Source organism: Streptomyces sp. RerS4, assembly GCF_023515955.1.
Classification (GTDB): Bacteria; Actinomycetota; Actinomycetes; order Streptomycetales; family Streptomycetaceae; genus Streptomyces.
The window spans coordinates 1-26,104 of record NZ_CP097322.1; the positions used below are offsets into that span (position 1 = coordinate 1).

Here is a 26,104-nt window from a genome sequence, read left to right on the forward strand (position 1 = left end):
GCGCGGATCAGGTTGTGAACAGGCACGCTCATGACAGCCATCCGTCCTCGCGATGGGCGTCTGACGGCAGCAGCTTGGTCACCCCGTGACAGCCATGATCACCAACGCTGAGCACTGTGAGCAGCAACAGCCCTCTCGCCCCGACTGACGCCCACCCAGTGCCACCACCACATCCCCCACAGCCAACCTCTTCCACCCTCAACCACCACCACACCAACACCCCGCCCTACCCACCACACCCCACCCCCGACCCAAGCCCCCTCCCACCAACCGCCCTACCTCCCACTCCCCTTCAACCACAACCACTCCACCCCACACCACCACCACAACCACCAACCCCTACCCCCCCAGAGATAAATGTCTGAGCTGCCGGCACTCACCAACCAGCCTCTGACCAGCGCAAACACGGCACTCCGAAAAAACACGGTTCCCCCTACGCTTCCCCCCGCGCTTCCCCCTACGTTTCCCCCCGGGTTTCCCCCCACGCTTCCCCCCACGCTTTCCGCTCCCGACAGGCCAATCACCGGCCACGACAGGAACACGCACCCGTCACCAAGCGACCGCGGCCGCTTGCCGACGACCGGCAGCGACCTTCACCGGCCCCAACCGGCACACCCGGCACCCCGAGCAAGCGCCCACGCCGGTCGCACCCACGCCACCCAAACGGAATCCCGCTTGTCATACGCCTACCGGCGGACCCTCCCCCGGGACTACCGTGCACCCACCGGACCATCCCGGCCCGGCGCAGCCCACCCGGCCTCCTCACGGGAGGGCCGCCGCGCGCCCGGACCCGACGCCGCCCCTTGAGGGACGCACCTCGAATCGTGCGCAGCCACGCGATGGACACCGCCCGGTTCGACGAACGCCTCGTTCACACTTCGCGAGGCAAGAACCGCGACCGTCGTCGCCCGGCGGTCGGCAGGCGGCACGGCGACGACGGCCTCCCTCTCGGGAGGCAGGTCCCGGGCGCTGGCAAAGAAGGTGGGTAGTGCGAGATCAACCGGTTCTGTTCACGGCCTGACTCGCTGAGCCAAGCAGGCTACGCGCGACGTGTCGCGGCGGTCGAGTGCACGTGCTATCGCTCTAGAGTTCCCCCATCGATCCGTTCCGAGTCGCGGGCTGGGGGTGTTGACGTGGCGCAGCAAGAGGTCCTCAAGGCGTTCAAGTTCGCTCTCGACCCCTCGCCCGGCCAGGTCGGCGACTTCAACCGTCACGCGGGTGCGGCGCGCTGGGCCTACAACTGGTCCATCGGCATGAAGCGGGCCGCTGACGACGCACGCCACCTGGCCGTGAAGGAACTCATCGCGGCGGGACAGCCCAAGGATCAAGCCTGGCAATCCCTCTCCGTGTTCATCCCGAAGATCCAAGCGGTCCGAAAGCACCTGAACACGATCAAGGGCGACTCCCGCAGCACGGGACTACCCGAGGGAGCCCTCGGTCCCGCCAGGCCCTGCCCCTGGTGGCACGAGGTCAGTCCCGCCCCTGGGTGCGGGGAGGTCAGGAGCGCGCGTTAGGGCAACGCGTTGGTCCCGCCCCTGGGTGCGGGAATGAACGGGCGTTGCCGTCTGCGTCCCTTCCTTCCTGCCAGTCCCGCCCCTGGGTGCGGGAATGAACGGTTGGCGACCAGGGCCTCGAAACCTCGGGCCTCGTCCCGCCCCTGGGTGCGGGAATGAACGGTGCTGCGCTGATCACCCCCCGACCCACGCCGTGTCCCGCCCCTGGGTGCGGGAATGAACGGACGCCGCGCTCGGAAACCGTCAGTACGCCGGGGTCCCGCCCCTGGGTGCGGGAATGAACGGACGGCGAGCCGGTGGCCGACGGCAGCGGAGCAGTCCCGCCCCTGGGTGCGGGAATGAACGGTCCTCCGGGCCCACGGCATCGACCAGGTCGGGGTCCCGCCCCTGGGCGCGGGAATGAACGGTAGTTGGTGCCGCTGTCCATGTGGGTACAGGAGTCCCGCCCCTGGGTCCGGAAATGAACGGCGACCACCGCTGGGGGCCGGCTGATCGGGCGCGTCCGGATGGGCGCGGGAATCAACGGGAGTTCTGATCGCATCGGCGGCTGGTGGAGCGCGCCGGTCGACGGGGAACGCGGCGCCGGGCGGGCCGACGGGGGATGCCGGGGCCGGCGTCGTCTCCGATTCCGGCCCCGGTGGATTCCCTGTGGTCAGGGAGGTAAGGAGCCGCCAAGTAGGCAGTCGTCCCGTTGATTCCCGCTCCCGGGGGCGGGAGCAGTGACGTTACCCGTTTTCGGGTGGCGTCTTGCGGGACAGGCCGGTGTGTGGGCGGTAGCTCAGGTGCGCGAGTTGTGGGTCGACCGGGTGGCCGTCGGGTTGCAGCAGGAGTACGGGGAGCTTGGCGAGGGCGGCGCCTTGGGGAGCGGTCCATGTGCTTGGGTGGGGCAGGCCCTTGGGTCCGATCCAGTATTGGGGGATGCGGACGGTGTTGAGGATGAGCTGCCGGCGCTGGTGGCGGTAGCGCGTGCTGTCCTTGTAGGGGTGGTAGTGGTCGAGGTCGGCTTCCTCGCGTCCTTCGGGGTCCCAGGTGACGCGGTTCGGGTGTTGGTAGAGGCCGATGATGTCGATGGAAGGCGTGCCGAGTCGGGATCGGGCGCCGAGGGGGTTGTCGTCGTCGCCGGCGCCTTGGCTGTGGCCGGAGGCCAGGTTGAGGACGGTGGTCGGTTCGCCGTCCGGGTAGGGCCAGAGCTCTCTGTGCTCGGCCTGCGCGCTCTCTTCTCGCAGGCGTCGCAGCCAGTGGGGGTGGAGGCTGTGGAGCAGGCGGTGGATGGGGGTGGTGCCTGTGGGGGGCGGGTCGGTGTAGATGGTGGTGAGGATGCGTTGGACGTCGGTGGGGCTGGTGATGGTCAGGGGGGCGTGGGTTGGCATGTGTTCGTGGAGGGCGTGCCAGGTGGCGGCCAGGATGTAGGGGTCGTAGGGGGCCGGTTCGCCGACGCGGGGCAGGCGGGGCAGGCCGGATGCGTCGGGGGTCCACAGAACGTGGGTGAGCGGTGCGAGGTGTTGCTTGCCGAGGCGGTTGAGGAGATGGCGCCACTGTCGGCCGCGGCGCTGTTGGATGAGGTCGTAGGGGCAGAGGTCGGTGTAGAGGTGGTCCGTGTCGTAGTCGAGGCTCTGCTCCAGGACCTGTGTGCCGATCAGGATGAGGCGGTGGGGGCGGGCGGGGTTCGCGGTGGTGGCCTTCAGCTCGGGGTCGGGGTGCGGGCCGAGTTTGGCTTCGAGGCTTGCCTGGTGGCGGGCGCGGTCGCGTTCGAAGTAGCGGCCGTGCAGGAGGAGGATCTCCTCCTGCGTCCAGCCCTCCTTTTCGGCTTGGTCGAGGACCGCTTGGTGGAGTTGTTCCGCTCGGGCGACGGTGTTGAGGATGACGGTGGTGACCCCGGTGGTGTGTTGTGTGAGGAGCCGTGTGGCGAGGGCCTGGGGTCCGGGGTCCGCGATGAGGCGGATGCGGGTGCGGTGCTTCGTGCGGCTCTTGCCTCGACGGGGCACGATGGTCCGGCAGCGTCCCAGGTCGTCGACGACGGTGATGGGGCCGTCGGGTCGCGGGTCGGAGGTCTGGGTGCGCAGGCCCGCGCACCAGGCCTCGACGAGGGCGTGGCGTTGGTGGGGTGGGAGGGTGGCGGACAGGACGACGACGCTGGCGCCCGCGTCGGCGAGCCAGGCGATGGTCGCGCCCAGGAGGCGTTGCTGGTAGAGCTCGTAGGCGTGCGCTTCGTCGATGACGACCGTCTTGTTCGCCAGGCCGTACAGGCGCAGGAACCAGTGCTTGGATTTTTGGGCGGCGAGGACGATCTGGTCGACGGTGCCGACGCCGAAGCAGCTGAGCAGGCCCCGACAGCGCTGGTAGTACCAGGCGTCGAGGAGGACGGTCGGGTCTTCGTCGGGTTCGATGCCGTCACAGGTCGTGAGGTTGGTCAGGCCGGGATCCGCGGGGTGGGGTGCGCCAGCGAGGGCCTGGCCGATCTCGGAGGCGTGGGCGCTGGCGTGGACCACCGCAAGGTTGGCGTTCTGGCTGTCCGGCAGGACGGCAGGCAGGTATCGGGCGAGGCGGCCGGCCACCTGTTCTGAGGCGGCGCACATGGGGAGCGCGAAGTAGGCGCCGTGGTAGCCGGCGGTGAGGGCGAGGCGGTGCATCAGGTACTGCGCGGTCTCGCACTTGCCGCCGCCGGTGACGTCTTCGATGATCACGAGGCTCTGCCCGGTGATCTTGGCGTCGATGATCGCCTGTTGGGGGGGACGGGGGTGGGGGGTCGTCGGCATCTGCTCGGCCCAGGTGAGCGGTGCGGGCTGCCAACGGGTCAGGCGTAGCTCCTGGATGGCGGTGGCCGCTTCGGCGCGGCTGCGCTCCCACCACAGGTCGGTGTCGGTGCCGGTGGTGTCGGGGGTGCGGTAGGTGAAGCGGGTCTCGTCGGAGGCGATCCAGTCGCTGTGGACGACGAGGCCGGCGAAGAGGGGCAGGACGCAGGCGCGCGCCGGGCGGATGAGGTCGGGCAGCTCGGTGAGGTCTACGTCCAGGAGGCGGGCCAGTTCGTGGAGCAGGTCGCGGTGTGCGCCCGACCACTGGGGGGTGAGGCGGGTCTCCCCGGCGCGGATGGATCCGGAGTCGGGGATGTGGCCGTGGTGTCCGCCGAGGAGCGCGGCGACGGTGTGCAGTGCGGTGTGGCGGGCGTCGGGGGTGTGCTGGTCGCCGGTGCAGTGGGCGCAGAGGCAGCCGAGGAGGGCGGGGAGGTAGCGGGCGGTGACGTGGGCGTGGGGTGGGGCCGGGCGGTGCGTTCCGTCCAGGGGCAGGCCGTTCGCGGTGGCCGCGACGCGCCAGTCCTGTCCGGCGGCCGCGAGCGAGCGGTCGCGGATCTTGGGGAATCTGAGCTGGTTGGCGGGCGTCGCCTTGCCGGGCATGTCGTGCAGGGCCACCAGAAGCATCAGTGTCTGGCGGGCCTTGGCGGTGGATCCGCCGCCGAACGCCTCGGTGAGACGCGTACGGGCCGGAAGGGCCAGGTAGTGATCGAAGAGTTCGCCGCAGACGGCCGCGGTGTCCAGGCAATGGGCCAGAAGTGAGTTCCAGGCGGGGCCGCCTCGGTGACGGCTGAGGCCGTTGCGGTCTGTTTTCGCCCACAGCCACAGCCAGGCGGGTGAAAGCGACGCGTCGTGTCCGGGGATTTGAGGCGGGTGTGCAGAAGGCTGTGGGTCGCCTACCCGATAAGGACGAGTGGCTACTTTGGACACAGTTTCCTCGCATTCCAGATCATCTGCCCCCATCTGCTATGACTTGCGGTACGAATCATGGATCACGGCACTGACAGTCGGCCCTGACCAGGAGAAACAGCTCAAACTGCTTTCGTTGACGGAGGTGTTCGAGCAGGCGGAACACATCGTCGAGCTGGTCCACATCTCCCCGGGGGCCCGCCTGGCGCTGTACGAGCTCCTGCTCGCCCTGCTGTACGCCACAGCCCTGCACCCCCGCACCGAAGAGGAGTGGGAGCAGTGGGTGCGGGCACGACACTGCCTGGTGGGGGCGTCCACCGCCCTGAAGGGCAATGCCTTCGACGGGAAGCTCGACCTGTGCCACCCCACGCACCCGTTCGGACAAAACCCTGACCTGGCCCCCTTCATGGCCGCCCACGGATACGGGGCGGCCCAGGTCGACCTCGAACGGGCTGGCGACGGCGCGCAGCTGGAGGACCACATCCATCTGCACCACACGCGGCGCCCGACGATGCCCGAGGCCTGCGTGGCGATGCTGGTCAAGCACGGCTGGGATCCGGGCGGACGGATGATGGCCAAGAACGACTGGTTCGGCAGGTCCTTCACCTATGGGGCGGTCGGCCGCAACGCGCAACGCCTGCGCAACCTGGCGGTGGGAACCACCCTGGCCGACACCCTGCGCTACAACCTCGCCCCCACCAACCGGCCCGGGAATCTCAACTTCACCTGGAAGAGTTGCGCGGACCGGCGGACCTTCTCCGGGCCCGGGGCGGACCGGCCCCGGATGCCGTCGGGACCCGCCGACCTGCTCACCTGGCCGGGCCGTTCCATCCTGTTCGACGTCGCCCGCGACAAGGACGGTACCCTCGTCGCCGACCGGGCCCTGGTCGGCGCCGGCGACCTGATGCAGCCCCTGCCAACCAGCCTCCTCCAGGACGCCGTACTGGACAAGGGCCGGCCCCAACAGGCGCGCGGCGACCGCGCCCTGTGGCTCGGCGCCGCCGCCCTGTACGCCGGCGCGGCCGGGGAGGATCCCCGCAACGCCAAGGGTGAGGACCTCTTCGCCCGGCTGACCCGTCTCGACCGGCGGGTCGACATCTGGTCGGTCGGTCTCGTCACGGCCCAACGGACGTTGGTGACCTGGGTCAGTGACATTTTCCCCCTGGTCGGGAGCCTGCGCGGCGAGTTGTACCACGCCGCGGTCGACGGTGCGGCGTGGTGCGAGGCGGCCGAACGCGCGGCGTGGACCGCGTCGTCCCTGGCCCGGGACATCGCCTACCCCAGTGCCCGACCGGAGGAGCGCAAGCAGCTGCTGAAGGGGCTGCACCCCGGACCACTGTTGTGGGCCCGCTACGAGCCGGCGTTCCACGTGCTCCTCGACGACATCGCCGAAGGCCTCGACCCGGACCAGGCCCGCGCCCGTTTCGCCCGCACCGTCGCCTCCCTCACCCGCGAAGCGGTCGCCGAGAGTCTCGCTCGCCTCACCGCTTCGGGGCGGGCCGTGGAGGCACGGCTGCGGGCCACCGACCGGCTGGAGAAGGCCCTGGCCTCACGCCGGTCCTTCCCCGCCGAGTTCCAGGAGGCACAGATGCCCCCCACCGACCCGCCCCCGTCCCCGTCCCCGACAGCGACAGCGACAGCGACAGCGACAGCGACAGCGACCGTCCCTCCCCCCGCTCAGGCACCGGCCGCCGTCCAGGCGCAGGCCTTCCCGCACAAGGCGCTCGCGCACTGGCTCGTCTCCCTCGTCCAGCGCCGCGAGCACAGGCTGCTCAAGGGCCTGAAGCAGTACCGGGGCAGCGAGGCCGTCGAAGGCCGCGCCTACGCGCGGGATTTCGCGCCCTCGCCCGAACAACACACGGCGTACGAGTTCACCGCCCACCTCTTCGCCCGCTACCACGCCGCCATGCCGACCCTGGACCGCCCGCGCCTGTACGGATCGGGCGACGTTGGGACGGCGTGCCGCCGCATCGGCCTGGGCCGGCGTCGCGGCCCCGCCGACCCCGGCTGCTACGCCCTCTTCCAACGTCTGACCAGCGGCCGCACAGTACCGGAGGCAGGCCTGGCCCAGGCGGTGGATCGTCTGCGCGCCGCGGACGAGGTCCCCCCGCACTGGGCCACCCTCGCCGACCATCTCGCGCACTGGCCCCACCGCTACGAGAGCGTCCGCGACCAGTGGGCCGGCAGCTACTACACCCCCCGCGCCCGACCCCGCCCGAGCGCCGGCGTCTGACCCCGGCCACCCCCACCCGCCCGGACACCGAAACGGAGATCACCGTGACCCTTACCCCCGACCCGCTCCCGAACCCCGACGTCATGCCCTTCCTCAGCTGCCACAGCCTCTTCACCATCAGCCACGGCCTACCCGTCCGCGACGCCAACGGACAGCCCAAATCGAGCGATTACGGCAACGCCCCCCGTCTGCTGATCACACCGCAGAACCAGCGGCGGACCGGCCGCACGCACATGCGCGACCAGGCCAACCTCGGCCAGGGCCCGCTGGCCGAACGGTCCTGGGGCATCCGCACCAGGGAATGGGCCCTGGCCGCCGCCGACCACCTCACCCACGACCACGGATGGGATCGGTCCGAGGCCCTCGACACCGCCCGCGAGGCACTGAGCGGACTCGGCGTGAACTTCGGTACCACACCCAACACCCTGCACCTCACCAAGGTGATGCTCTTCGCCCCAGAGAAGGCCGGCCGCGACCTCGCCGCGATCATCGACTCGACCCGCGCGGAGATCACCACCTGGGCCCGCGCGGCGGCCAAGGCCCGCGACGCGGCCACCAAGCCCAAGAAGAAGCCCCGAGCCAAGAACGACGACGACGATCCGCAGAGCAAGGACCCCGGCGATGGCGAGACCTCGACGCCGGCCCCCAAGCTCCCCGCACTCCCGGTCAAGATCAAGAACAGGTTGATGGCCGCCCTCGCCCCCGCCGACGCCGTCGACATCGCCCTCTACGGCCGCTTCCTCGCCGAGATCGCCGGAGCCGGGAACGTCGACGGAGCCATCCAGACGACCACGGCGTTCACGGTCGAACCCGCGAACATCACCACCGACTTCTTCTCAAGCGCCGATGATCGCAAAATCGCCCGCCAGCGACAGGGCACCGACTTCGCGAACATGTTCGAGCACCTCAACGCCATCGACCCCACCGACGGCGAGAACAGCGACGGCGAGAACCCCGCACACGCCGACGACCGCGGCGCCGGCATGACCGGCTACCAGTCCTTCATCAGCGGCACCTTCTACGCCCACAGCGCCCTGGACCGCCCACTCCTGCGCCGCAACCTCCGCCACGGCGGCGTACCAGCCGACGAGGTCGAAGCCCTGGCCATCGACGTCGAACGCGCCTTCCTCGACGCGTTCGTCAACGCCTTCTCCCGCTCGAAGCAGAACACCACCGCCGTCCCCGGCACCCTGCCCAAACTCGTCCTGGTCCACGAGGGCGAGCGCCCCTACAACTACGCCGCCGTCTTCGAGGACGCCATCCAGCCCGCCGACGGCGCCCCCAGCCTGCTGGCCGCCCGCCGACTCCTGCGCCACCACGACATGATCACCCGCAAGCGCGGCACCGTACCCGGCGCCGTCCTCACCTACGACCTCGCCATCGGCGAACTCCTCGAAGAACTTACCCTCACAGGCCGGCTCGGCCCCACCGAAGTCCACACCCCCGAAGACCTCACCCCCCTCACCGCCGGACTGCCCGTATGACCACCCCCCTCCACACCCTCCACATCCGGCTGGAAGCCTTCTGGCAGTCCTGGGGAACCCGCTCCGCCTTCAACGACCGCGACAGCCTGACCCGACCCACTAAAAGCGGTCTCATCGGCCTCCTCGCCGCCGCCGACGGCCACGACCGCGACGAACATCGCACCGAGGGCGACGACTACCTCCCCCTCACCACCCTCGCCGGCCTGCGCTTCGGCGTCCGAGCCGACCGACCCGGCTCCCTCGTGCACGACTTCCAGACAAGCGGCGGAGGCCACTACCCCCTGCGCCCCCGCGACCTCATCACCGACCCCACCCGAGCCGACCGCGCCGCCGACGCCCTCGAAACCGCCACCGGCCCCACCTTCGGCCGCCTCGACACCCCCCGACTCGCCGACTGGTACGGAGCACCCAAGAACATCGCACCCCACCCCGACACCCACACCCTCGTCGCCGGCAACACCAACCGCCACCCCCAGCTGTCCCTCCGCTGGTACCTCGCCGACGCCGCCTTCCTCGCCGCCGTCGAAAGCCCCGACCGCACCCTGCTACGCCACCTCGCCCGCCGCCTCGAACAACCCCGACGACTCCTGTGGCTGGGACAAAAGCACTGCGCACCCACCCAGCCCCTCTACCACGGCCTCCACCAGGGATCCCTCGAAACGACCCTCGCCACCACCCCCCTCCTCCCCCGCTCCCGCCCCGCCCCCACCCACGCCTGGATCGAAGTCCCCCACACCACCCCCGGCGCCATCAACGTCAACGACCAACCCCTCAGCTATGCCTCCCACCACCGCGTACACGGACCGCGCTGGGAAAAGCGCATCACGCTCACCCCACCGGAGAAGCCGTGACCACCACCGCACACACCAAGTTCCACCACACCCTCGCCGAATTCGACCTCGACCACCCCCACATCGCCGCCACCCTCCTCGACCCCCAGGACATGCACCGCATGGTCATGGGCGCCTTCCACGACCACCTCCCCTACGGCAGCCCCAGCCCCCGCGCCCACATGGGCATCCTCTTCACCACCGCCGTGAACCAGAGCGAACGCACCCTCACCGTCATCATCCAATCCGGCATTCCGGCCGACCACCGCGGCTTCCCCACCAGCGCCCTCGTCTCCGAACCCCGCTCGACCCCGGTCGAACACACCGTCACAGCCGGCCAGAGCTACAGATTCAGGATCATCGTCAACCCCGCCCGCCACCGGTACGGACCAGACCGCTGCACCCGCGACGGACCCACCGACGCCTCACCCCACGCCACACTCGCCTGGTTCACCGAACGCCTCCAGCCCACCGCCAGAAGAGAAGGCGCCCCCTTCATCGGGGCCACCGCCGACCCCGAAACCCTCGCCGCACGCCGACTCCCCACCCTGTACAGCAGCCGACGTACCCACCACATGATCATCGACCGAGCAGAAGTCTTCGGTGAACTCACCGTCACCCACCCGCACGCCTTCGCCGACCTCCTCACCCACGGCCTCGGCCGCTTCCGCGCCTACGGATGCGGCCTCCTCCTCGCCCAACCCCTCACCCACCAACAACCACAAAACCCCGAATCCCCACAGCCTGGCATCCCCCGCCCCACCGCCGAACCCACCCACACCCCACACCGCGGACACACCACACGCTGGGCCACCCGCATCTGCACCAGCCCAACCAGACCGAACCCCGCCCCCTGAAAAGCCCCCACATCACAACACCCACGTAACCCGGCTGCAGGGCAACAGCAGCCCAATACCGCCCGACCCCGACCAGCCCCCCACAGGCTGCAACAAGTAAAGAGAGAGCAAAGCCCCTCAAGAACACCAGGTCAGGTACTGTCCCGCTCTCGGGCGCGGGAATCAACGGCCGGGCGTACCGCCCGGGGTCTGGCACGTCAGGTCCCGCTCTCGGGCGCGGGAATCAACGGTTCACCGACGGCAAGGAGACCTGGAGCCTCACGTCCCGCTCTCGGGCGCGGGAATCAACGGCTGGAAGCGGCCGTCGAGAAGGCCTCCCGGGGGTCCCGCTCTCGGGCGCGGGAATCAACGGGTGTCGGCGGAGGCCGCGAAGGCGCTCGGTGTGTCCCGCCCTCGGGCGCGGGAATCAACGGCGCAGCGCGTCGGTGCGGAGGATGGGGACATCGTCCCGCCGTGGGGCGCGGGAATCGACGAGCCATCGCGCTCGCGATGCCGGGCATCCCGTCCCGACCTTGGGCGCGGGAATGAACGGGGCATGCCGTCGCCGCTGCGCGAGTATGCCAATCCCCGCCCTCGGGCGCGGGAATCAACGGATCGCCCAGGTCCAGGTAAATCGCCCGGCCTCGTCCCGCCCGCCAGGCGTGGGAATCAACGGCTGCCCAGGACCACAGCCGACCACTACTCGGCGTCCCGCCCTCGGGTGCAGGAATCAGTGGACGTCCACCTCGGGTGGCTTCTTCCTGAACCCGTCCCGCCCTCGGGCGCGGGAATCAACGGTACTTCGCCATGGGCGCTGGCATCCTCGGCGTGTCCCGCCAGTCGGCGCGGGAATCAGTGGCACATGACCGGCGAGACGGCGATGTGAAGTCTGTCCATCCCCGGGCGCGGGAATCATCGGGACCGCCCGTTCATCCGAGCGGAGATGGAAGGGCCTGGCCTCAGCCGCGGGAATCAGCGACGGTTGGTCTATCGATCGCAGGCCGAGTTCCGGTCCCGCCCTCGGGAGCGGGAATCAACGGCCCTTGGCTTCGGCGATCTCGCGCAGCTCGTCGTCCCGCCCTCGCGCGCGGTAATCAACGGAGCCTGCCGTACAACCTCGCCGTCCCGCTCTCGGGCGCGGGAATCGACGGATCCACCCGGAGTTGCAGGCCAAGGTGGTGAGGTCCCGCCCTCGGGAGCGGGAATCAACGGACCTACAGCGCGTTGGCTGGCGAGTTCAAGGAGTCCCGCCCTCGGCGCGGGAATCAACGGGAGTACGCGGACCACGAGTACGCACCCCCGACGTCCCGCCCTCGGACGTGGGAATATCAACGGCTCTTGAGTACGGCGGCCTTGTCGGTGGTCGGGTCCCGCCCTGGGGCGCGGGAATCAACGCCCTTCGGGCAAGCCCTCATGTGGAGAGTTCACGTCCCGCCCTGGGGCGCGGGAATCAACGGCTGCTCTCCCGGATCGCCGGCGGGTGCGCGCGGTCCCGCCCTCGGGCGCGGGAATCAAGGGGCCATCGCGCTCGCGATGGACATGGGCATCCCGCCCCATCCTGGGCGCGGGAAATCGGCCGGTCGACCTCATCACCGCCGGTCTTTGAAAGTCCCGCCCTCGGGGAGGGAATCAGACCCTGCGGCACTTCTGCAACACCTCCCGCCCTCGGGCGTGGGAATCAACGGATGGGTACGGGCACCAACATTCAGGACCGGGCGTCCCACCCTTGGACGTGGCAATCAACGGAGCTCGTCCGAGCTGAACACGCCCAGGCTCCGGTCCCGCCCTCGGGTGTGGGAATCAACGGGCCTTGTCGCACTTACCGTCGAAGTCTGCCCGTCCCGCCCTCAGGCGCGAGAATCGACGCAGGAGAAGGTCTTCGCGGACTGCCGGGCTGAGTCCTGCCCTCGGACGCGAAAATGAACGGATGATCGCGCGGGGCGGGGTCAGCCGTGATAGTCCCAGTTCCCGAAGCGTGCCAGGAGGGCGCGGGAGCCGTCGACGTTCAAGCCCAGGGCGGTGGCAACCTGTTTTGGGTCCAGCTTTCGTGCATCGTGGGCGGGCTGGTACGCGGTGCGCCCGGCGATGAGTTCCATGGATCGGGCGGCTTTTAGGGCGGCGATCGGTGTGTCGTGGCCGAGTCGCTCGATCGCTTCCGCGACATCTTGGAGCAGGGTCTCCAGTTCCGCCGGCAGGGGGACGGTGGTGGCCTCGACGGCCATGATGTGCCGGTCCCAGTCGTCCTGACTCGCAGCGGCGGCATCCCAGCCGTACTCGTGCAGGGGCAGGTCCCCGGCCGTCGACCGGTCCACGATTCGGGGCTCGCCCCGCCAGCCGCACGAGCACTCCCCGTGGAGGGCATGGGCCTGCGGGCGCCGCGGGTAGGTACCACCGTCGTAGACGGACCAATGCCTCACCTCCCAGCCGAAGGCGCAGGAGTTCGAGTCGAAGTACACCGGCTTGGGACTGCTTCCGTCCTCCAGGAGCGTCCCGACCCGGCCCACATGCGACTCGCCGTACTCGTCAGACGTCCAGACCTCGTCCTTGTCCACCAGCACCTCCCACACCCACCACAGATGGAACCCCCGCCTTGAGTCCAACGATTGCGCACCAGAGGGGACGCTGCGGGGGAATCCGCCGAAACAGCCTCCTTGCGCCGGCATTTCTGCTGGGGTCTCTGAGTGCCGCTGTCCGGTGGACTGGCGGAGCCGTGGCTGCCGGGGGAAACGGCCTTCGGTCAGTACGAAGGGGTTGTCGCGGTGGTCATCGGTCCTCCGCTGGTCAGAGGAGGTGGTGACGAAACGCCGACCCGCGCGCGGAGTTCGCCCGGGTGGTCAGATGTGGCGGGGTTCGATGACCACCTCGGGCGAGGACGTCCGCACGACGCTGCCAGTGGGGACGATGCTGCTGCCCATGCAGACGCTGGCCGCGATGGTCGAGTGTCGGCCCACGGCGATGCCGGGGCCGAGGGTGATCATGCTGCCGGTCTGGACGTGGTCCCCGATCAGACCCCCGAACTGGGAGGTCGTGCACCGGTAGGGCGGTTCGTCGCCGGTGCCGCGAAGGACGATCTCCTTGACGGGTACGCGCATGTCGTAGTTCCACAGGCTGATGGCCGCGATGACGAGGTTCGCGGACAGGTGGGCGTCGGATCCGATGATGGAGTGGCCGATGCCGACCTGGTGGCCGAGGACGGTGTTCTCCCCAATGAAGGAGTGGGTGACCTCGCATCCGAAGCCGACGGAGACGCCGGCGGCCAGGACGGAACGCTTGCGGACGGTCGAGAACTCGTGGACGCGGACGCCGGGGCCGATGATGACGTCTTCGCCGATGATCGCGGTGGGGTGGATCCGGGCGGTGGGGTGGATTCGCTCAGGCGTCGTCTGGAGGGCGTCGTCGTGGAGGCTGTTCCAGCGGGTGAGGAAGTCGGACAGCTCGAACTCGCTGATCTTCGCGTAGCCGGTGGCGTCCAGGCCGGATGCTGCGGGGCTGCGGACGTAGTCACCGATAGGGATGGACTCGGGCACCTGGTTGCTCCTGGTCGTAGTCGGGGCGGGCGGTTTAGGCGGCTTCGGCGGCCTCACGGCGCAGGAAGTCGGGCAGGGCGGCGGGGGTGTTGTCGAGCCAGGCGACGTAGCGGGCAACGCCTTCGGCCACCGTGATCCGGGGCTCCCACTCCAGGGCGGCGGTCATGCGGGCTGTGCCGGCCGTTCCGCCGAGCGGGTCGCCCTCGGGCAGTGGCCGGTCCTGGAACTCGACGTCGGGGTAGTGGTTGCGGATGAGGTGGGCCACGTCGGCGATGGAGGTGGCTTGGCCGGTGCCGATGTTCAGGGTCTGCCGGTCGGCCCCGGGGGCGAGCATGGCGCGGATGGTGGCTTCGGCGATGTCTTCGACGTGGACGAAGTCGCGGACCTGTCGGCCGCCGCCGTTCAGGTGCAGGGGAAGGCCGAGCTTGGCGCGCATTGCCATCCAGGCGACCGCCCAGGAGTGCGAGCCCTGCTTGACGGTCTGCGGTTCGCCGTAGACGGAGAAGTAGCGGACGCAGGTGTGGGAGACGTTGGCCTGGTCCATCACGAGCGCGGTCTGGACCTCAGCCCACGCCTTGGTGTTCGCGTAGACGGAGAGCGGGGCCAGGGGCTGATCCTCGTGCCAGGTCTGCACGTCGTGGCGCTTGGGGTCGCCGTTGCCGTAGACGGCCGCCGAGGAGACGAAGACGAACCGGCGGACGCGGGCGTTGCGGCGGTGGACGGCGTCCAGGAGGACCTGGGTGCCGGTGACGTTGGTCTGGATCGCGGCCATGGGGTTGCGGGTGCAGGCGGCCACGTCGGCGACGGCGGCGGCGTGGATCACGTAGTCGGCTTCCCGGACCACGTCGTCCATCAGGGTCGCGTCGGCGATGTCGCCGACGATGGTGTCCCGGTCGGCGGTGTGGACGCCGAACAGCTCGGCGTAGACGGTGGCGGGGTAGGCGTCGAGCTTGCCTACGGCGATCACGCGGGCCCCGGCCGCACGGAGGCGGGCGGTGATGCGGGAGCCGACCAGGCCCCCGCCCCCGGTGACCACCACGGTGGAGCCTGCGAGGGCGGCGGACAGGTCGGCGTCGGTGAGCGGCATGGCGGTTCTCCTCGGACTCGGCGGGAGGGGGAAGGGTGGCGGGGAGGTTGCGACCGGGCCGGCTTGGGACCGCCTCCCCGCCACCCGGCAGGCACCGCCCGGGGCAGGGGTGGGCTCCGTCGAAAGGAGCGGTCGAACGGCCCCGGGCGGTGTACTGAACAGTGAACTCGCCTGGGCCGAAGGTGAGTACGGTGGGGAAGGCAGGAACCCGTTCAACCCATTCAAGATCGAGTGCGAGGGGGACGATGTTGGCAGGGGACCGGGCGCCGAACAGCGCGTTGGCGGATGTGATCGCCGAGTCAGGGGCCACGTACTACGCGCTGGCCAGGGAGATCCGTTCTGTGGCGGCCGAGGCCGGCCGGCGGTTGAGTACGGGGCCGTCGGCCGTCGCCTACTGGGTGGCCGGGGGGACACCGGCGGGCGAAACGCCGTTCTACATCGCCGAGGCCCTGACGAGACGGACTAAGCGGCGGGTGACGGTCGCCGAGATCGGTCTAGGCTGCGAAGCCGGCGGGGCCATGGAAGCCGATCCACTGGCCGTCATCGCCGATCTCGGGAGATCCGTCATGCAACGTCGCCGCGACTTTCTCGGCGCCGCGTTCACCGCCGCGGCGGTCGGGCTGCCGCTGACCTACGACCACGAAGCGGTCGCCGCGACGTTCCGGGCGGCCGAGACCGGCGGCAGCGTCGGCGCGACGGAGGTGACGACGGTCCAGCAGCTGACCGAGACGTTCCGCAGCGCGGACGAACGGCTGGGCGGCGGTCACGGATTGACCACCGTCACCGCCTATCTGACCGACACCGTCGCTCCGATGCTCACCGCCCGGTTCTCCTCCGCGGCGCTGCGCTGCGAGGCGTTCGGGGCGGCGGCCCAGCTGGCTTGTCTGGTCGGCTGGAAGCATCACGACCTCGGCCGGGAGGGCGCCGCCCAGCGGTATTACCTGTTGGGCTACCAGCTCGCGTGTGAGGCCGACCCGAACGGCCATGCCGCGTGGATGATGCGGGCCCTGACCCATCAGGCCCTCGACCTGGGCCACCCCGCTTTGTGCCCTGAACTCGCGGAAGCGGCGCTGGGCAGGGCGGCTGGGAAGGTCGACCGACAGACCGAGGCCCTGCTCCTGGTGACGTGCGCCCGCGCGTACGGGGCCGACGGACAGAGGGTCAGGGCGGCGCGGGCGCTTGTGGCGGCCGAGGACGCGGTCACGGACACCCGTGACGAGGTTCCCGCCTACTCCGCGGCGTCGGGGCCGGTGGCGGCCACGGTCGCCTCGCACATGGGCAAGACCCTGACCGCGATGAAGGATCACGCGGCGGCCGAACGGCACTACCGGCGGGCCCTCGCGGGACGCACCCCCGGCACCTACCAGCTCAAACACGGGCTGACCATGGCCAACCTGGGGCGATCGGCGGCCGGGCAGCACCGGTACGAAGAAGCGGTGGGCCTGTGGGCCCGATCGTTGGACTTCATGGGCGGCGTCGTCTCCGACCGCAACAGGCAGGCGGTCCGGGAGATCCAGGCGGCGGCGGTCCGCTACCGTCGGCGCGGAGTGAGCGGCGCGTCGAGCCTGAGCCAGCGCGCCACCGAACTGCTCGCCAATTAGGTGTGAAAGGAACGATCAACGGAATGCCGAAGATCGGGGTTGTGGTCCTGACCATGGGCGACCGGCCCGCGGAGCTGGGGGCCCTGCTGGCCTCGGTGGCCGCCCAGGAAGGCGATCCGGCGACCGTCGTGGTCCTCGGCCAGGGCGTGAAGCTCCCGACGCTCCCGGACGGAGTGGACGGCGTGGAGCTGCCGGAGAACCTGGGTATCCCGGGCGGCCGGAACGCCGGGGTGGCCTGGCTGCGCGAGCGGGGCGGGGTGGACGTCGTCGTGGTCCTGGACGACGACGGCCTGTTGCCCCGCACTGACACCTTCCGGCTGGTCCGCGAAGCGTTCTCGGCCAGGCCCCGCCTGGGGGTCGCGGGCTTTCGGATCGCGGACGAGACCGGGGCAAGTCAGCGCCGGCACGTACCCCGTTTGGGTGGCAAGGATCCGCTGACGTCCGGGCCGGTGACCACCTTCCTCGGCGGCGGCCACGCCATCCGCATGACCGTGATCGACCAGGTAGGCGACTTCCCCGCCCGGTTCTTCTACGCCCACGAGGAGACCGACTTCGCCTGGCGGGCCCTGGATGCCGGCTGGGAGATCGACTACCGGGCGGACATGGTCCTCCAGCACCCCCGCACCGAGGCGTCCCGGCACGCGGTCTACTACCGCAACACCGGCCGCAACCGGGTCTGGCTGGCCAAGCGGCACCTGCCCGCCGTCCTGGTCCCCGTCTACCTCGCCACATGGGCCGCGTACACGATCGCCCAACGGCCCCCACTGTCCGGCCTGGCCGCCTGGTGGGCCGGCTTCTTCGAAGGCGTACGGGTGCCGTGCCCGCCGCGGCGGCCCATGCGATGGCGGACCGTGTGGTGGATGACCAGGCTGGGCCGACCACCGATCATCTGACCACCACCTACGGCTGCGCCACGTGCTTTCGACGGCCGCCCCCCTCGTGGGGGGGGGGGCTACGATCTTGCGCTTCGAGGACAGGCCCGCCGGGCTCGACGTGGCTCCGGTGTTGGTGAACGACGACCGGGGCCTGGTCCTGGTGGATCGTGAGCTCCTCGCCTACCCCACCAGGGGCTGAGTGCCGGACAGCATCCTTTACTTGCCGAAGTGACCCGGTGCCTCACGTCCGTGGGGTGACCGGTACTCCGCGGCTCATGGCGTCGAAGTCGAGGATGGGGTGGGCGGCGATGTCGTGGACCTCGTCGGTCAGGAGGTTGCCGATGAGGAACTCTTCCTCGGGGCCGGATCCGAAGGTGACGACCTGGCCGCTGCTCTGGATCATCCAGTTCAGGAATTCGCGGTGGGAGGTCTCGGCGAGGATGATCTCCCTGTCAGGGTGGCGGTCGCGGATCTGGCTGAGCTCGTCCTTGATCGCGTCGGTGTCGATGGCCATGGTCTGGGTGAGGGCCTTGGGTGCGCGTCGGCCCCACCACTGGAAGATCACCCACTGACGGACGCTCGGGTGGCTGAGCACGGTGTCGGCGATCGCCGCCAGGTCGGTGATGTTGGCCTGGGATGCGACCGTGTGGACGCGAACCTTGTGGAAGCCGGCGTCGTCGCACATCTGGAGCGACTGCCTGAAGCGTGTGGGCAGGTCGCGGTCTCGGCTGTGCCGGAACGCCCTTTGGACGGCGGGGGTGGTGCCGTCCAAAGGCAGGCGCAGCGAGGACAGGAGGGCGAGGCGCTGGAGTTTGTCGGGGGTCAGGGTGTAGCCGGTGGTGTCCAGAGCGACTCGGATGCCCGCGGTGGTGGCGTGGTCGACGATGTCGAAGATCGGGGGCCACAGCAGAGGGTCGCCGCCGGCGAGGACGAGGTCGGTGGTTCCGTGGTCGGCGAGCTTGTCGACGATCGTGAGTGCCTGTTCGTAGGTGATCTGGTCGGTGACGAACGGGTTGTAGCAGCCGGTGCAGCTCATGGGGCACTTGTTGTTGATCGACCAGTTCACGCGGGTGACCGTGCGGCCGGCGCTGGGGCGGGTGGAGGCCCGTGCGGTGATCCCGGCGATCAGTTCGAGGAGGCGGCGGCCGCCAGGGATCGTGGTGGCGTCGAGCAGTGCGGCCGCCCGGGTGACGGTCGCGAGGTCGGCGTTGTTCTGCAACAGCACGAAGGCGAGCATGTAGCGCAGGTTCTCGTCGTCCGGGGCTCTGTTCGCGGCGTCCTGGAGGCGCTGGGCGAGGGCGGTGAAGTAGGCGGTGTTGAAGTTCGCGGGCTCCAGGCGCCTTTGGAAGAGGTCGGGGAGGCTGCCGCGCTCGGTCGTGCGGTCGTAGCCGGGCCGCAGGGGGTGGGGCGGCATCAGTTCGAGATGGGTGTGTGCCATGGTCGGGCTCCTGCTCAGTTGGGGAGGGCGGGGGTGGCCGCCATGGCGGAGTCGGCGAACGCCAGGCCCTGGTTCTCCCGGAAGACAAGGTCGCGGACCGTGGTGAACACGGCGGTGTCCGTCGGGCTGGCGAGGAACGTCCGCGAGGACGGCAGCGGTGTCAGCCCGTACAGGTCACGGATCGCGGCGAGGGTGCGGGGAAGGTCGCGCAGCGGGTCGGTCGCGGTGGTGATCCTCAGGTGGTCGAGCAGGTGGTCGGCGGCGGCGCGGGCCTTGACCAGGTTGGTGACGGGGTCCTCGTGGGTGGCTTTGGCCAGGTAATAGGTGACCGGCTGGAAGAGCCAGGGCAGGCTGGGGTCACCGAACGGATTCGCCTGATCGGCCGCCGGGGTTGTGGTGCCTTCGAGTCCGAGCGGGTCGATCAGCCACGGGCGGGCGGCCATGCTGGTGAGGTAGCGCGCGAGGGGCGCTTTGCGGCGGGTGGCGTCCAGGGTGATCGCGGCGGTGGCCGTGATCGCGAACCGGTCCGCGACGTCCTGAAGGACAGGTGCCAGCTGTCGGCGGGCGCTCGCGACGTCGTCGGCACCGGCGATGACCGGGATGAGGTCGAGGTCGGAGATGATCGTCCCGTCGGGCCGGGTGCGGAAGTCGCCGCGCGCGAGGGAGCCGGACAGGGCGATGGACATGCCCGTGGTCGCGGCGAGGAGGGTCCGCAGGTGGCGCAGGAGGTCGGGGATCTCGCTCTGCTTCACGATGCTCCCCGGTCGCCGACGGCGGTGAAGTCGGCGTAGGCACCGTGGTCGGCGACGGCCTGGGCGTAGGCGTTGATGGCGAGATCGATCAACGGGAGGGGTCCGAGGAGCTCGCGGGCGTATTCGAGGTCCTTGACCATGTGCCGGACGGCGAAGTCGGGGTCCTTGTAGTCCTGGCGTTCCAGCCGGGGCAGCTTGGAGGCGGTGATGGCGGCCATCCAGCCGGTGGTGGTGACGGCGCGCGCGGCGACCTGGTAGTCCTCGCCGAGATGGGTCGGCAGTTGGCGGGCGAAGACACCGAGACTGTGGAGGACCGCCGCGCCCCACGCGTTGAAGATCAGTTTGAAGCGGGCGGGGTTGCCGGGCCGGGAGAATTCGTGGCGTTGGCTGGTGATCGCGGCGAGGACCGTTTCGGTGCGCGCGTCGTGGACCGGGGTGTGGAGGAACGCCGTGAGCGTCCCGCTGGTGGCGGCGGGCCGGCTGCCGGTGACCGAGCACTCCACGGGAATGCCACCGCGGCAGGTGATCTGCTGATGCCACTCCTCGGCCCATTCGGGGCTGATGGTGGACAGCTCCACGCAGACGGGACGGTGGTCGGCCAGTGCGGCCGTCACGGGGTCGGTGGTCCAAAAGGCGCGGCTGTCGTGATCGTCGGCGAAGCAGCCGATGACGACGTCGGGCTCGACCGGCGGGATGTCGCGGGGCGGATCAGCCGTGTGCCGGGCAGGGGGGCCTGGGCGAGGTGCCGGCTGACGATGGAGACGCGGCTGTGGGGCAGGGCCGTGAGGTGGGGGATGATCCCGGCGGTCATGACGCCGTACCCGGCGACGAGGATGCTCGTCGCCGGTCGGCCCGTTAAGGAAGCTGTCATTCGTCTTCTCCGCGGAGGATGGTGTCGCGCTGGGCGTACCAGGCGAGGGAGTCGGAGATGCCCTGTTCGATCGAGAGTTCCGGGCGCCAGTCCAAAAGCGTGTCGGCCAGGGTGATGTCGGGGTAGGCGCCGGCGGTGTCGCCGGGGCGCCGGTCGGTCAGGTGGGTGGGCATGGGCTTGCCGGTGACGTTCTCGAAGGCCTTGATCAGTTCGAGGACGGTGGTGCCGGTGCCGGAGCCGAGGTTGATGACGCGGTAGGTGTCCCCGCCGGCGGGAAGGACGGTGCCGAAGGCGCGCAGGGCGGCGATGTGGGCGCGGGCCAGGTCCCAGACGTGGACGTAGTCGCGGATGCCGGTTCCGTCGCGGGTCTCCCAGTCGGTGCCGGTGACGGGGTAGGGCAGGCCGGCGTGGAACTTGTCGATCATGACGCCGAGGGCGTGGGTCGGCCGGGTCACCTGGAGTCCGGAGCGCATCTTGGGGTCGGCGCCGATCGGGTTGAAGTAGCGCAGGGAGATCGCGCGGAGGTCGGTGCCGGCGGTGATGTCTTCGAGAGCGTTCTCGAAGACGGCCTTGGTGCGGGCGTAGGGGCTCAGGGGGTTCAGCGGCGCGGTCTCCGTGATGCCCAGTCCGGCGTCGTAGATCGCGGCGGAGGAACTGAACAGGAACCGGGTGCAGCCGTTGCGCAGCAGGTGGCCCAGGAGCGCGAGGCCGTTGCTGACGTTCTCGGTGTAGTAGCGCAGGGGTTCGGCCACCGATTCGGGCACCACAATCTTCGCGGCGCATCCGATCGTGATCTCGATGTCGGGGTGCTCGGTGAAGATCCGGTCGATGAGCGCGCCGTCCGCGATGTCGCCCTCGTAGCGGATCCGGCCCTCGGTGAACTCGCGTCGCCCGGTGGAGTAGTCGTCGAGGATGACCGGCTCGATGCCCTCGTCGAGGCAGGCCGAGGCGATGGTGCTGCCGATGAACCCGGCGCCGCCGGTGATCAGAACCTTCACGAATGTCTCCCAAGTCGGTTGTCGACCAGCACTGTTGGGCGCCGGTCGAGGCTGTGAGGCGGGAGCCTAGCAGCGCTTGGTGACGGTTCGTTCCGGTTCCTCCCGGTCCTGGAGGCGCCGGTAGAGGCACCAGACCATCGTGGGCCGGAAGACCTCGTGGATCCTCAACCCGTGGCGCTCGACCACGTCGACGGACCCGATGCAGCAGTCGGCTTTGCCCTGCGCGACGAGCCGGACCGCGACCGGCTTCGCGTCGACGTAACGCCGTCGAGCCCCTGGCACGAAGGTGTCGGCGAACACCCGGGTGGCGGGGTGCAGGGCCAGAGATCGGGCCGTTTCCGGGCTACCGTGCGAACGGGTGGCCACGCACATGTCCTTCGTCGGGCTCACCCAGACCTCGTCCACGCGCATGCGCCCCAGGTTGCGGAAGTGCATGTCCACCCACAGGTCACGGACCGCCTCGCCGGCCCGCTCGACGAACCCGGCCGCCACCAGGGCGAAGGTGTCGTTCTCGTACGCGTACCGCAGGGCCGCGTCGAACGTCGGGGCCAGTACCGCCTGGTCGAACAGCCGCAACGCCTCGGCGTGCGCGTCGGTCCCTTCGGGACCCAACGTCGCGACGACGCCGCGGCGGCGCTCGATGGGGATCCGCCTTGTGCGCTGGAGGGTATGTGTGGTCATGGCCATCGGTCTCCTGATCGTTGTGATGGGGGCGCATGCGGGGCGCGCTTCGTGCCGAGCGGACCCACGTCCTGGGACCGGCCGATCACGGCACGAAGTCGGTTGGACCTTTGGGCGACATCGGGGCGGTCGTGCGGTGGGGTCAGAGGCTCTACGCCTTGGTCGACGCCCCGGCGCGGGTGGTGAACCGTCTCTGAACGCGCCCGAGCCAGTCGTAGCTTTGTCGTGGAGAGACCGCCGCGGCCTCGATGACGTCCAACCGGAACCGGTGCTGCGCGCTGTCGCCGGCGTAGAGGACTCCGTAGGTCTCGGAGACGAAGAGGCGGGCGCGGGGCAGGCGCAGTTCGGTGAGGGGCGACGACAGGGTGATCACGCCGCTGTCGAGCGGCAGTACACGGACGCTGATCAGGCGGCGTTCCATAAGGTCGCGCAGGTGGCCGAGCTGGCGGGCCATCACCTCGACCCCGGGTCCGGCCCGGGTCAGCAGCTGCTCGTCGAGGAGCAGCGTGGTGCGGGGGCCCTTCTCGGTGAGGTGGCGCATCCCGAGGGTGGCGGGCCCGTACTCCTCCTGGGGCAGGGCCCAGCGGGCGTGGCATGCGGCGTAGTCGGGGGTCTGGACAGGTGTGGGGAGCCAGATGGGCGCCCAGGTGCGTGTGCTGCGGGCCGTATGCTCGCAGGCCGCGAGGCGCTGCTGGTGCCCGGGGGCGTCGTCGAGCCGGACGTCGTCGTACGGCGGCGGGCGCAACAGGCGCGTGACCGCCCTGACGTCAGCCATCGCGGTGATGCCGTACGTCCGCAGGAGAGCGGTGGCGGTCGCGGCTTCCAGTCCCGGGGCGCCCGCCTCCAGCCGGCGCAGTTCCAGCCAGCTGATGCCCGCCGACGCGGCGGCGTCGCCGCGGCTGATCCGCTTCGCCTCGCGGAGGGATGCCAGGTAGGTGCCGACGACGAGTTCGCCCGCGCGTCGCGCGGTGCGGACGTCGAGGCCGGGGCCGGGGCCGGAGTCGGAGATCACGCCAAGCGCCTTTCCGGAGCACCGTTGCGGTCGGCGGCGGGGGTGGGGAGGACGGTCGGGTCGGGTACGGCGCCGCGAAGTTCCAGCACGAGGTAGCGGGCCAGGACGTGGCGGATCCGGTGGGTGTCGGTGAAGAGCACGAGCTCGTCCGAGGAGACGACGGCTCCGTGGCGGTCGTAGAGGGTGCCGATGACGCCCACGGGCTCCGCCTCCCGCACGCGCACGGCCACGTAGCCAAGGCGCAGACCCGCGCACCGCTCCACGGCGTGCCGGGCGTGAAGCCGGCAGATCGGCGGCGTGATCGTGAGTATGTCGGCCGGCCAGACGTCCGCGTCGTCCTGCGCGTGCAGCAGCCACAGCATGCCCGTACGCGGGTCGCGATCGGGCCAGCCCAGGCAGTGCACGCACAGCAACCGGTCCGTAGCGCGCCGCTGGACCTCGGGGTCGAACACGGCGTACTCGGGCGCACCGATGCCAGCTCCGCCCCACCTCTCCCACAGCACCTCGAAGACGGGGTCGACCTGGTCCTGGCGCGACCCACCGGCGTACCGCAGGCCGGAACGCTCCATCAGGACCATCGGGTGCTGCGGGAAACGGTCGCGGCGCCGGGCAACGGCAGGCACGGAAAGGGTGTTCACCGGAAATCTCCAGGGATCGCGGGCAGTCGGGTCGGCCACGGGAGTGTCCGACCCGTACGGGAGCAGGGTTCGCGCGTCGGAGAGGGGGTGCTCGCAGGAGAGCGCCGTCGGGTCTAGAGCCGCAGCCGGGTCTCGGTGGTGCTGGCGGTGGCCGGCTCTACGGTGCGCTGACGCTGCGACAGGCTTTTCAGGACGCTGGCCGTGCCCCGGAGGTCGGTCGGGGAACTCGGCCAACCCTGCATCGCGTGCCGTTGTGCGGTGAGCGCGTGGGTGAGTTCTCGGGTGGCCTCACCGAACTCGTGCCAGGCCACCAGCGCGTCGAGGTCGTCGTACACCCACGTGTCGCCGTCGCGGATGAAGTTCCAGTGGACTACGCAGGCGCCTTCGGCGCGGGCGCATACCACCACCCAGCGGCGGCCGAGCCGGCCGGCCCACATCGACCAAGCGTCATCCTCCGCAGCGGCCCGTTCATCCGTGAGCCGACGCCGCACCAGGGCCGGAATCCTCTCCTCGTCGAGCTCGGGTTCGACGGTGGGCGGGGTGCAGGGCAGGCCTCGGGCCGCGGCCGCGTAGGAGGTGAACGACCCGAACGTCGGATGCGGCCTGCCCTCGTAGGTGAGCGTCGAGGAGGTCCAGGCCCTGCGCCACCCGGTGCCGGACTTGCGATTCCAGGCGAGGGTCAACTCCCACGGCCCCGCCAGGTGCCGCAGGAGCACCCGGCCGGCGTGGGGCCTCTCCAACATCGGCTCGATGCCCGTGGCCTCCGCGATGCGTGCGGCGACATAGCCGACGCGCGGCGGTACGTACGAGGGCCTGGTCGGATGGAACTTCTCACCCATGGTCATCCTCAATGGGTCGGCGGGGTCTTGTTGGGGATGGCCGGCCGCCCCCGTGGAGTGCAGGGGCGGCCGGGGCACACTCGCGCACCGCGGGCTTCCCATCCGGCGCCGGCGAGGTGCCGCGCCCGTGCCGCTCGGCTGCCCGCTCACCACGCGGAAGGGGAAGCGCGGTGCGGGGAGCGGCAGGGCCCGTACGGTTCGTCGTCGCGGCACTGCTCGGCGCCGAGACGACGGAGGTCAGGAAAGGTAGGCGAAGTACACGTAGGCGAGCGACCCGCCGACCAAGGTCAGGAACAGCAGGACCCAGGAGGTCAGTCCTTGGCCAAAGCCGTTGCTGTCCAGGAAGCGGAGAGGGTGACGCACCACCCAACGAAGGCGAGGCATCCTGCGCGGCGGCCCCAGATTCACCCCGCCCGGCACGACCCGGTCGCGACGAGTACCGCGCACCACGTCACACGTCCTCGGAGGAACGCCCGGGGCCCGAGGAGCGGGATCGCAGACGCGACCACCGAGCCCGCGCCTCCTCGGGCGTACGCGGCCGCCCCGACACCGACGTCGAGTCCAGGTCCGGCTTCGGCAGGTACAAGCTGTCCACCGCCCGCTGCACTGCCGCGCCCGGCAGGCGAAACGGTAGCGACCCGGTCGTGTTGATGCGCTCGGGGAGCCCGTGTCGGCCGACCTTGAACATGATGACCTCCTGGCAGAAAGGGAAAGGGTGTTGCAGTCAGTCCCGGAGCCCGGAGGCGGGACGGGCCGGCAGCTCGGCGTGGACGGTCTTGCCCGCATCGGCACCGTGGAGGTACCAGCCGACCTCGGCCCCGAGGCGGCGCACCTCCCACAACCCGCGCCCCTCCGTGCCCTGCACGACCTCCTCGAATCGCTCGAAGGCCGGAACGAGGTCTCGGACCTCGATGAGGAGACCGCCGGTGGCGGTGAGGGTGAGCTGTATCCGGATACGCGCTCCGGCGGGAGCCGCCAGGGCCATGGAGGTCCGGGGCAGGTGTAAGGGATGCACAGCCGATTTCGTGATCGTTTCCCTTGCACGGTGTGAGTCCCGGACTTCCGGGGGCCGTCTGACTCGGTACAACTAGCTTGCCGCTCGCTAGAGTTACGAGGCAATGGATATCGCGGAGAATATTCACCGCGATGGAAAATGGAACATGCCAGCGCATACGCATCACCTGTCGTGG

Annotated in this window: 20 protein-coding genes, 1 pseudogene and 1 CRISPR repeat array; of the genes and pseudogenes, 7 read left to right on the forward strand and 14 right to left on the reverse strand. The window is 70.1% G+C overall.

Annotation, left to right across the window (positions count from 1 at the left end):
• Positions 1–1,133: 1,133 nt before the first annotated feature.
• Positions 1,134–1,247 (forward strand): annotated as a pseudogene (locus M4D82_RS34470) (helix-turn-helix domain-containing protein); the annotation flags it as partial.
• Between the two features lie 226 nt (positions 1,248–1,473).
• A CRISPR array of direct repeats spans positions 1,474–1,982; the repeat unit is 29 nt; unit sequence GTCCCGCCCCTGGGTGCGGGAATGAACGG.
• Between the two features lie 257 nt (positions 1,983–2,239).
• On the opposite strand, the gene cas3 reads toward M4D82_RS34470, so the two are convergent.
• A complete protein-coding gene (gene cas3, locus M4D82_RS00005; RefSeq protein ID WP_249764003.1) occupies positions 2,240–5,266 on the reverse strand; it encodes a CRISPR-associated helicase Cas3' in 3,027 nt (1,008 codons plus the stop codon).
• Between cas3 and casB the strand changes: the two genes are divergently transcribed.
• From casB to M4D82_RS00025, 4 genes are read left to right on the forward strand one after another with little or no spacing between them, the layout of a single operon-like run.
• Positions 5,217–7,445: a type I-E CRISPR-associated protein Cse2/CasB gene (gene casB / locus M4D82_RS00010; protein ID WP_249764004.1), complete on the forward strand. Its 2,229-nt coding sequence runs from the start codon at positions 5,217–5,219 to the stop codon at positions 7,443–7,445. The genes cas3 and casB overlap by 50 nt on opposite strands.
• 44 nt (positions 7,446–7,489) lie before the next feature.
• Positions 7,490–8,929, forward strand: coding sequence for a type I-E CRISPR-associated protein Cas7/Cse4/CasC (locus tag M4D82_RS00015; protein ID WP_249764005.1), 1,440 nt, complete (start codon positions 7,490–7,492; stop codon positions 8,927–8,929).
• Positions 8,926–9,780 carry a CRISPR-associated protein Cas5 gene (gene cas5 / locus M4D82_RS00020; protein WP_249764006.1) on the forward strand — a complete coding sequence of 285 codons (855 nt, stop codon included), beginning with the start codon at positions 8,926–8,928 and terminating at the stop codon, positions 9,778–9,780. The genes M4D82_RS00015 and cas5 overlap by 4 nt, the downstream gene beginning before the upstream one ends.
• Positions 9,777–10,616: a type I-E CRISPR-associated protein Cas6/Cse3/CasE gene (locus M4D82_RS00025; protein ID WP_249764007.1), complete on the forward strand. Its 840-nt coding sequence runs from the start codon at positions 9,777–9,779 to the stop codon at positions 10,614–10,616. Before cas5 ends, M4D82_RS00025 begins: the two co-directional genes overlap by 4 nt.
• Positions 10,617–12,541: 1,925 nt before the next feature.
• Here the strand turns inward: M4D82_RS00025 and M4D82_RS00030 are convergent.
• The 3 genes from M4D82_RS00030 to M4D82_RS00040 all read right to left on the reverse strand — a co-directional run bounded on the left by M4D82_RS00030 (position 12,542) and on the right by M4D82_RS00040 (position 15,209).
• Positions 12,542–13,147 (reverse strand): hypothetical protein, encoded by a 606-nt coding sequence (locus M4D82_RS00030; RefSeq protein WP_249764008.1) that lies wholly within the window; start codon positions 13,145–13,147, stop codon positions 12,542–12,544.
• Positions 13,148–13,429: 282 nt separating this feature from the next.
• Positions 13,430–14,122 carry an LbetaH domain-containing protein gene (locus tag M4D82_RS00035; RefSeq protein WP_249764009.1) on the reverse strand — a complete coding sequence of 231 codons (693 nt, stop codon included), beginning with the start codon at positions 14,120–14,122 and terminating at the stop codon, positions 13,430–13,432.
• A gap of 34 nt (positions 14,123–14,156) precedes the next feature.
• Complete coding sequence (locus tag M4D82_RS00040; RefSeq protein WP_249764010.1) at positions 14,157–15,209, reverse strand: NAD-dependent epimerase/dehydratase family protein; 1,053 nt, start codon at positions 15,207–15,209, stop codon at positions 14,157–14,159.
• Between the two features lie 248 nt (positions 15,210–15,457).
• On the opposite strand from M4D82_RS00040, the gene M4D82_RS00045 reads away from it, so the two are divergent.
• Both M4D82_RS00045 and M4D82_RS00050 read left to right on the forward strand, forming a co-directional pair.
• The gene (locus tag M4D82_RS00045; protein WP_249771337.1) at positions 15,458–16,810 is read left to right on the forward strand and encodes an NsdA family TPR-like regulatory protein; all 1,353 of its coding nucleotides are present in this window, start codon (positions 15,458–15,460) and stop codon (positions 16,808–16,810) included.
• A 23-nt stretch (positions 16,811–16,833) separates the two neighbouring features.
• Positions 16,834–17,703, forward strand: a complete 870-nt coding sequence (locus M4D82_RS00050; protein ID WP_249764011.1) for a glycosyltransferase family 2 protein — start codon at positions 16,834–16,836, stop codon at positions 17,701–17,703.
• Positions 17,704–17,926: 223 nt separating this feature from the next.
• Here M4D82_RS00050 and M4D82_RS00055 read toward each other — a convergent pair whose 3' ends face one another.
• The 10 genes from M4D82_RS00055 to M4D82_RS00095 all read right to left on the reverse strand — a co-directional run bounded on the left by M4D82_RS00055 (position 17,927) and on the right by M4D82_RS00095 (position 25,929).
• A complete protein-coding gene (locus tag M4D82_RS00055; RefSeq protein WP_249764012.1) occupies positions 17,927–19,123 on the reverse strand; it encodes a radical SAM protein in 1,197 nt (398 codons plus the stop codon).
• Between the two features lie 14 nt (positions 19,124–19,137).
• Entirely contained in the window at positions 19,138–19,875 is a 738-nt protein-coding gene (locus M4D82_RS00060) for a hypothetical protein (protein ID WP_249764013.1), read from the reverse strand.
• Positions 19,872–20,489, reverse strand: a complete 618-nt coding sequence (locus tag M4D82_RS00065) for an NAD(P)-binding domain-containing protein (protein WP_249764014.1) — start codon at positions 20,487–20,489, stop codon at positions 19,872–19,874. Before M4D82_RS00065 ends, M4D82_RS00060 begins: the two co-directional genes overlap by 4 nt.
• Positions 20,490–20,742: 253 nt before the next feature.
• Positions 20,743–21,744, reverse strand: a complete 1,002-nt coding sequence (gene galE / locus M4D82_RS00070; protein ID WP_249764015.1) for a UDP-glucose 4-epimerase GalE — start codon at positions 21,742–21,744, stop codon at positions 20,743–20,745.
• Positions 21,745–21,810: 66 nt separating this feature from the next.
• Positions 21,811–22,425 (reverse strand): type 2 periplasmic-binding domain-containing protein, encoded by a 615-nt coding sequence (locus tag M4D82_RS00075; protein ID WP_249764016.1) that lies wholly within the window; start codon positions 22,423–22,425, stop codon positions 21,811–21,813.
• Positions 22,426–22,576: 151 nt separating this feature from the next.
• On the reverse strand, positions 22,577–23,437 hold the full coding sequence (locus M4D82_RS00080) for a Scr1 family TA system antitoxin-like transcriptional regulator (RefSeq protein WP_249764017.1): 861 nt from the start codon (positions 23,435–23,437) through the stop codon (positions 22,577–22,579).
• Positions 23,434–24,060, reverse strand: coding sequence for a hypothetical protein (locus M4D82_RS00085; RefSeq protein ID WP_249764018.1), 627 nt, complete (start codon positions 24,058–24,060; stop codon positions 23,434–23,436). Before M4D82_RS00085 ends, M4D82_RS00080 begins: the two co-directional genes overlap by 4 nt.
• 128 nt (positions 24,061–24,188) lie before the next feature.
• A complete protein-coding gene (locus M4D82_RS00090; protein ID WP_249764019.1) occupies positions 24,189–24,914 on the reverse strand; it encodes a hypothetical protein in 726 nt (241 codons plus the stop codon).
• Positions 24,915–25,151: 237 nt separating this feature from the next.
• Positions 25,152–25,280 carry a hypothetical protein gene (locus tag M4D82_RS33945; protein WP_283844426.1) on the reverse strand — a complete coding sequence of 43 codons (129 nt, stop codon included), beginning with the start codon at positions 25,278–25,280 and terminating at the stop codon, positions 25,152–25,154.
• Positions 25,281–25,638: 358 nt separating this feature from the next.
• Complete coding sequence (locus tag M4D82_RS00095) at positions 25,639–25,929, reverse strand: ATP-binding protein (protein ID WP_249764020.1); 291 nt, start codon at positions 25,927–25,929, stop codon at positions 25,639–25,641.
• Positions 25,930–26,104 lie beyond the last annotated feature (175 nt).

Coding starts and splice junctions, on each gene's coding strand:
- M4D82_RS00040 (WP_249764010.1), bottom strand. CDS start 15,209: ATGCCGCTCACCGACGCCGACCTGTCCGCCGCCCTCGCAGGCTCCACC.
- cas5 (WP_249764006.1), top strand. CDS start 8,926: ATGACCACCCCCCTCCACACCCTCCACATCCGGCTGGAAGCCTTCTGG.
- cas3 (WP_249764003.1), bottom strand. CDS start 5,266: ATGGGGGCAGATGATCTGGAATGCGAGGAAACTGTGTCCAAAGTAGCC.
- M4D82_RS00075 (WP_249764016.1), bottom strand. CDS start 22,425: ATGACCACACATACCCTCCAGCGCACAAGGCGGATCCCCATCGAGCGC.
- M4D82_RS00090 (WP_249764019.1), bottom strand. CDS start 24,914: ATGGGTGAGAAGTTCCATCCGACCAGGCCCTCGTACGTACCGCCGCGC.
- M4D82_RS00050 (WP_249764011.1), top strand. CDS start 16,834: ATGCCGAAGATCGGGGTTGTGGTCCTGACCATGGGCGACCGGCCCGCG.
- M4D82_RS00055 (WP_249764012.1), bottom strand. CDS start 19,123: ATGGCACACACCCATCTCGAACTGATGCCGCCCCACCCCCTGCGGCCC.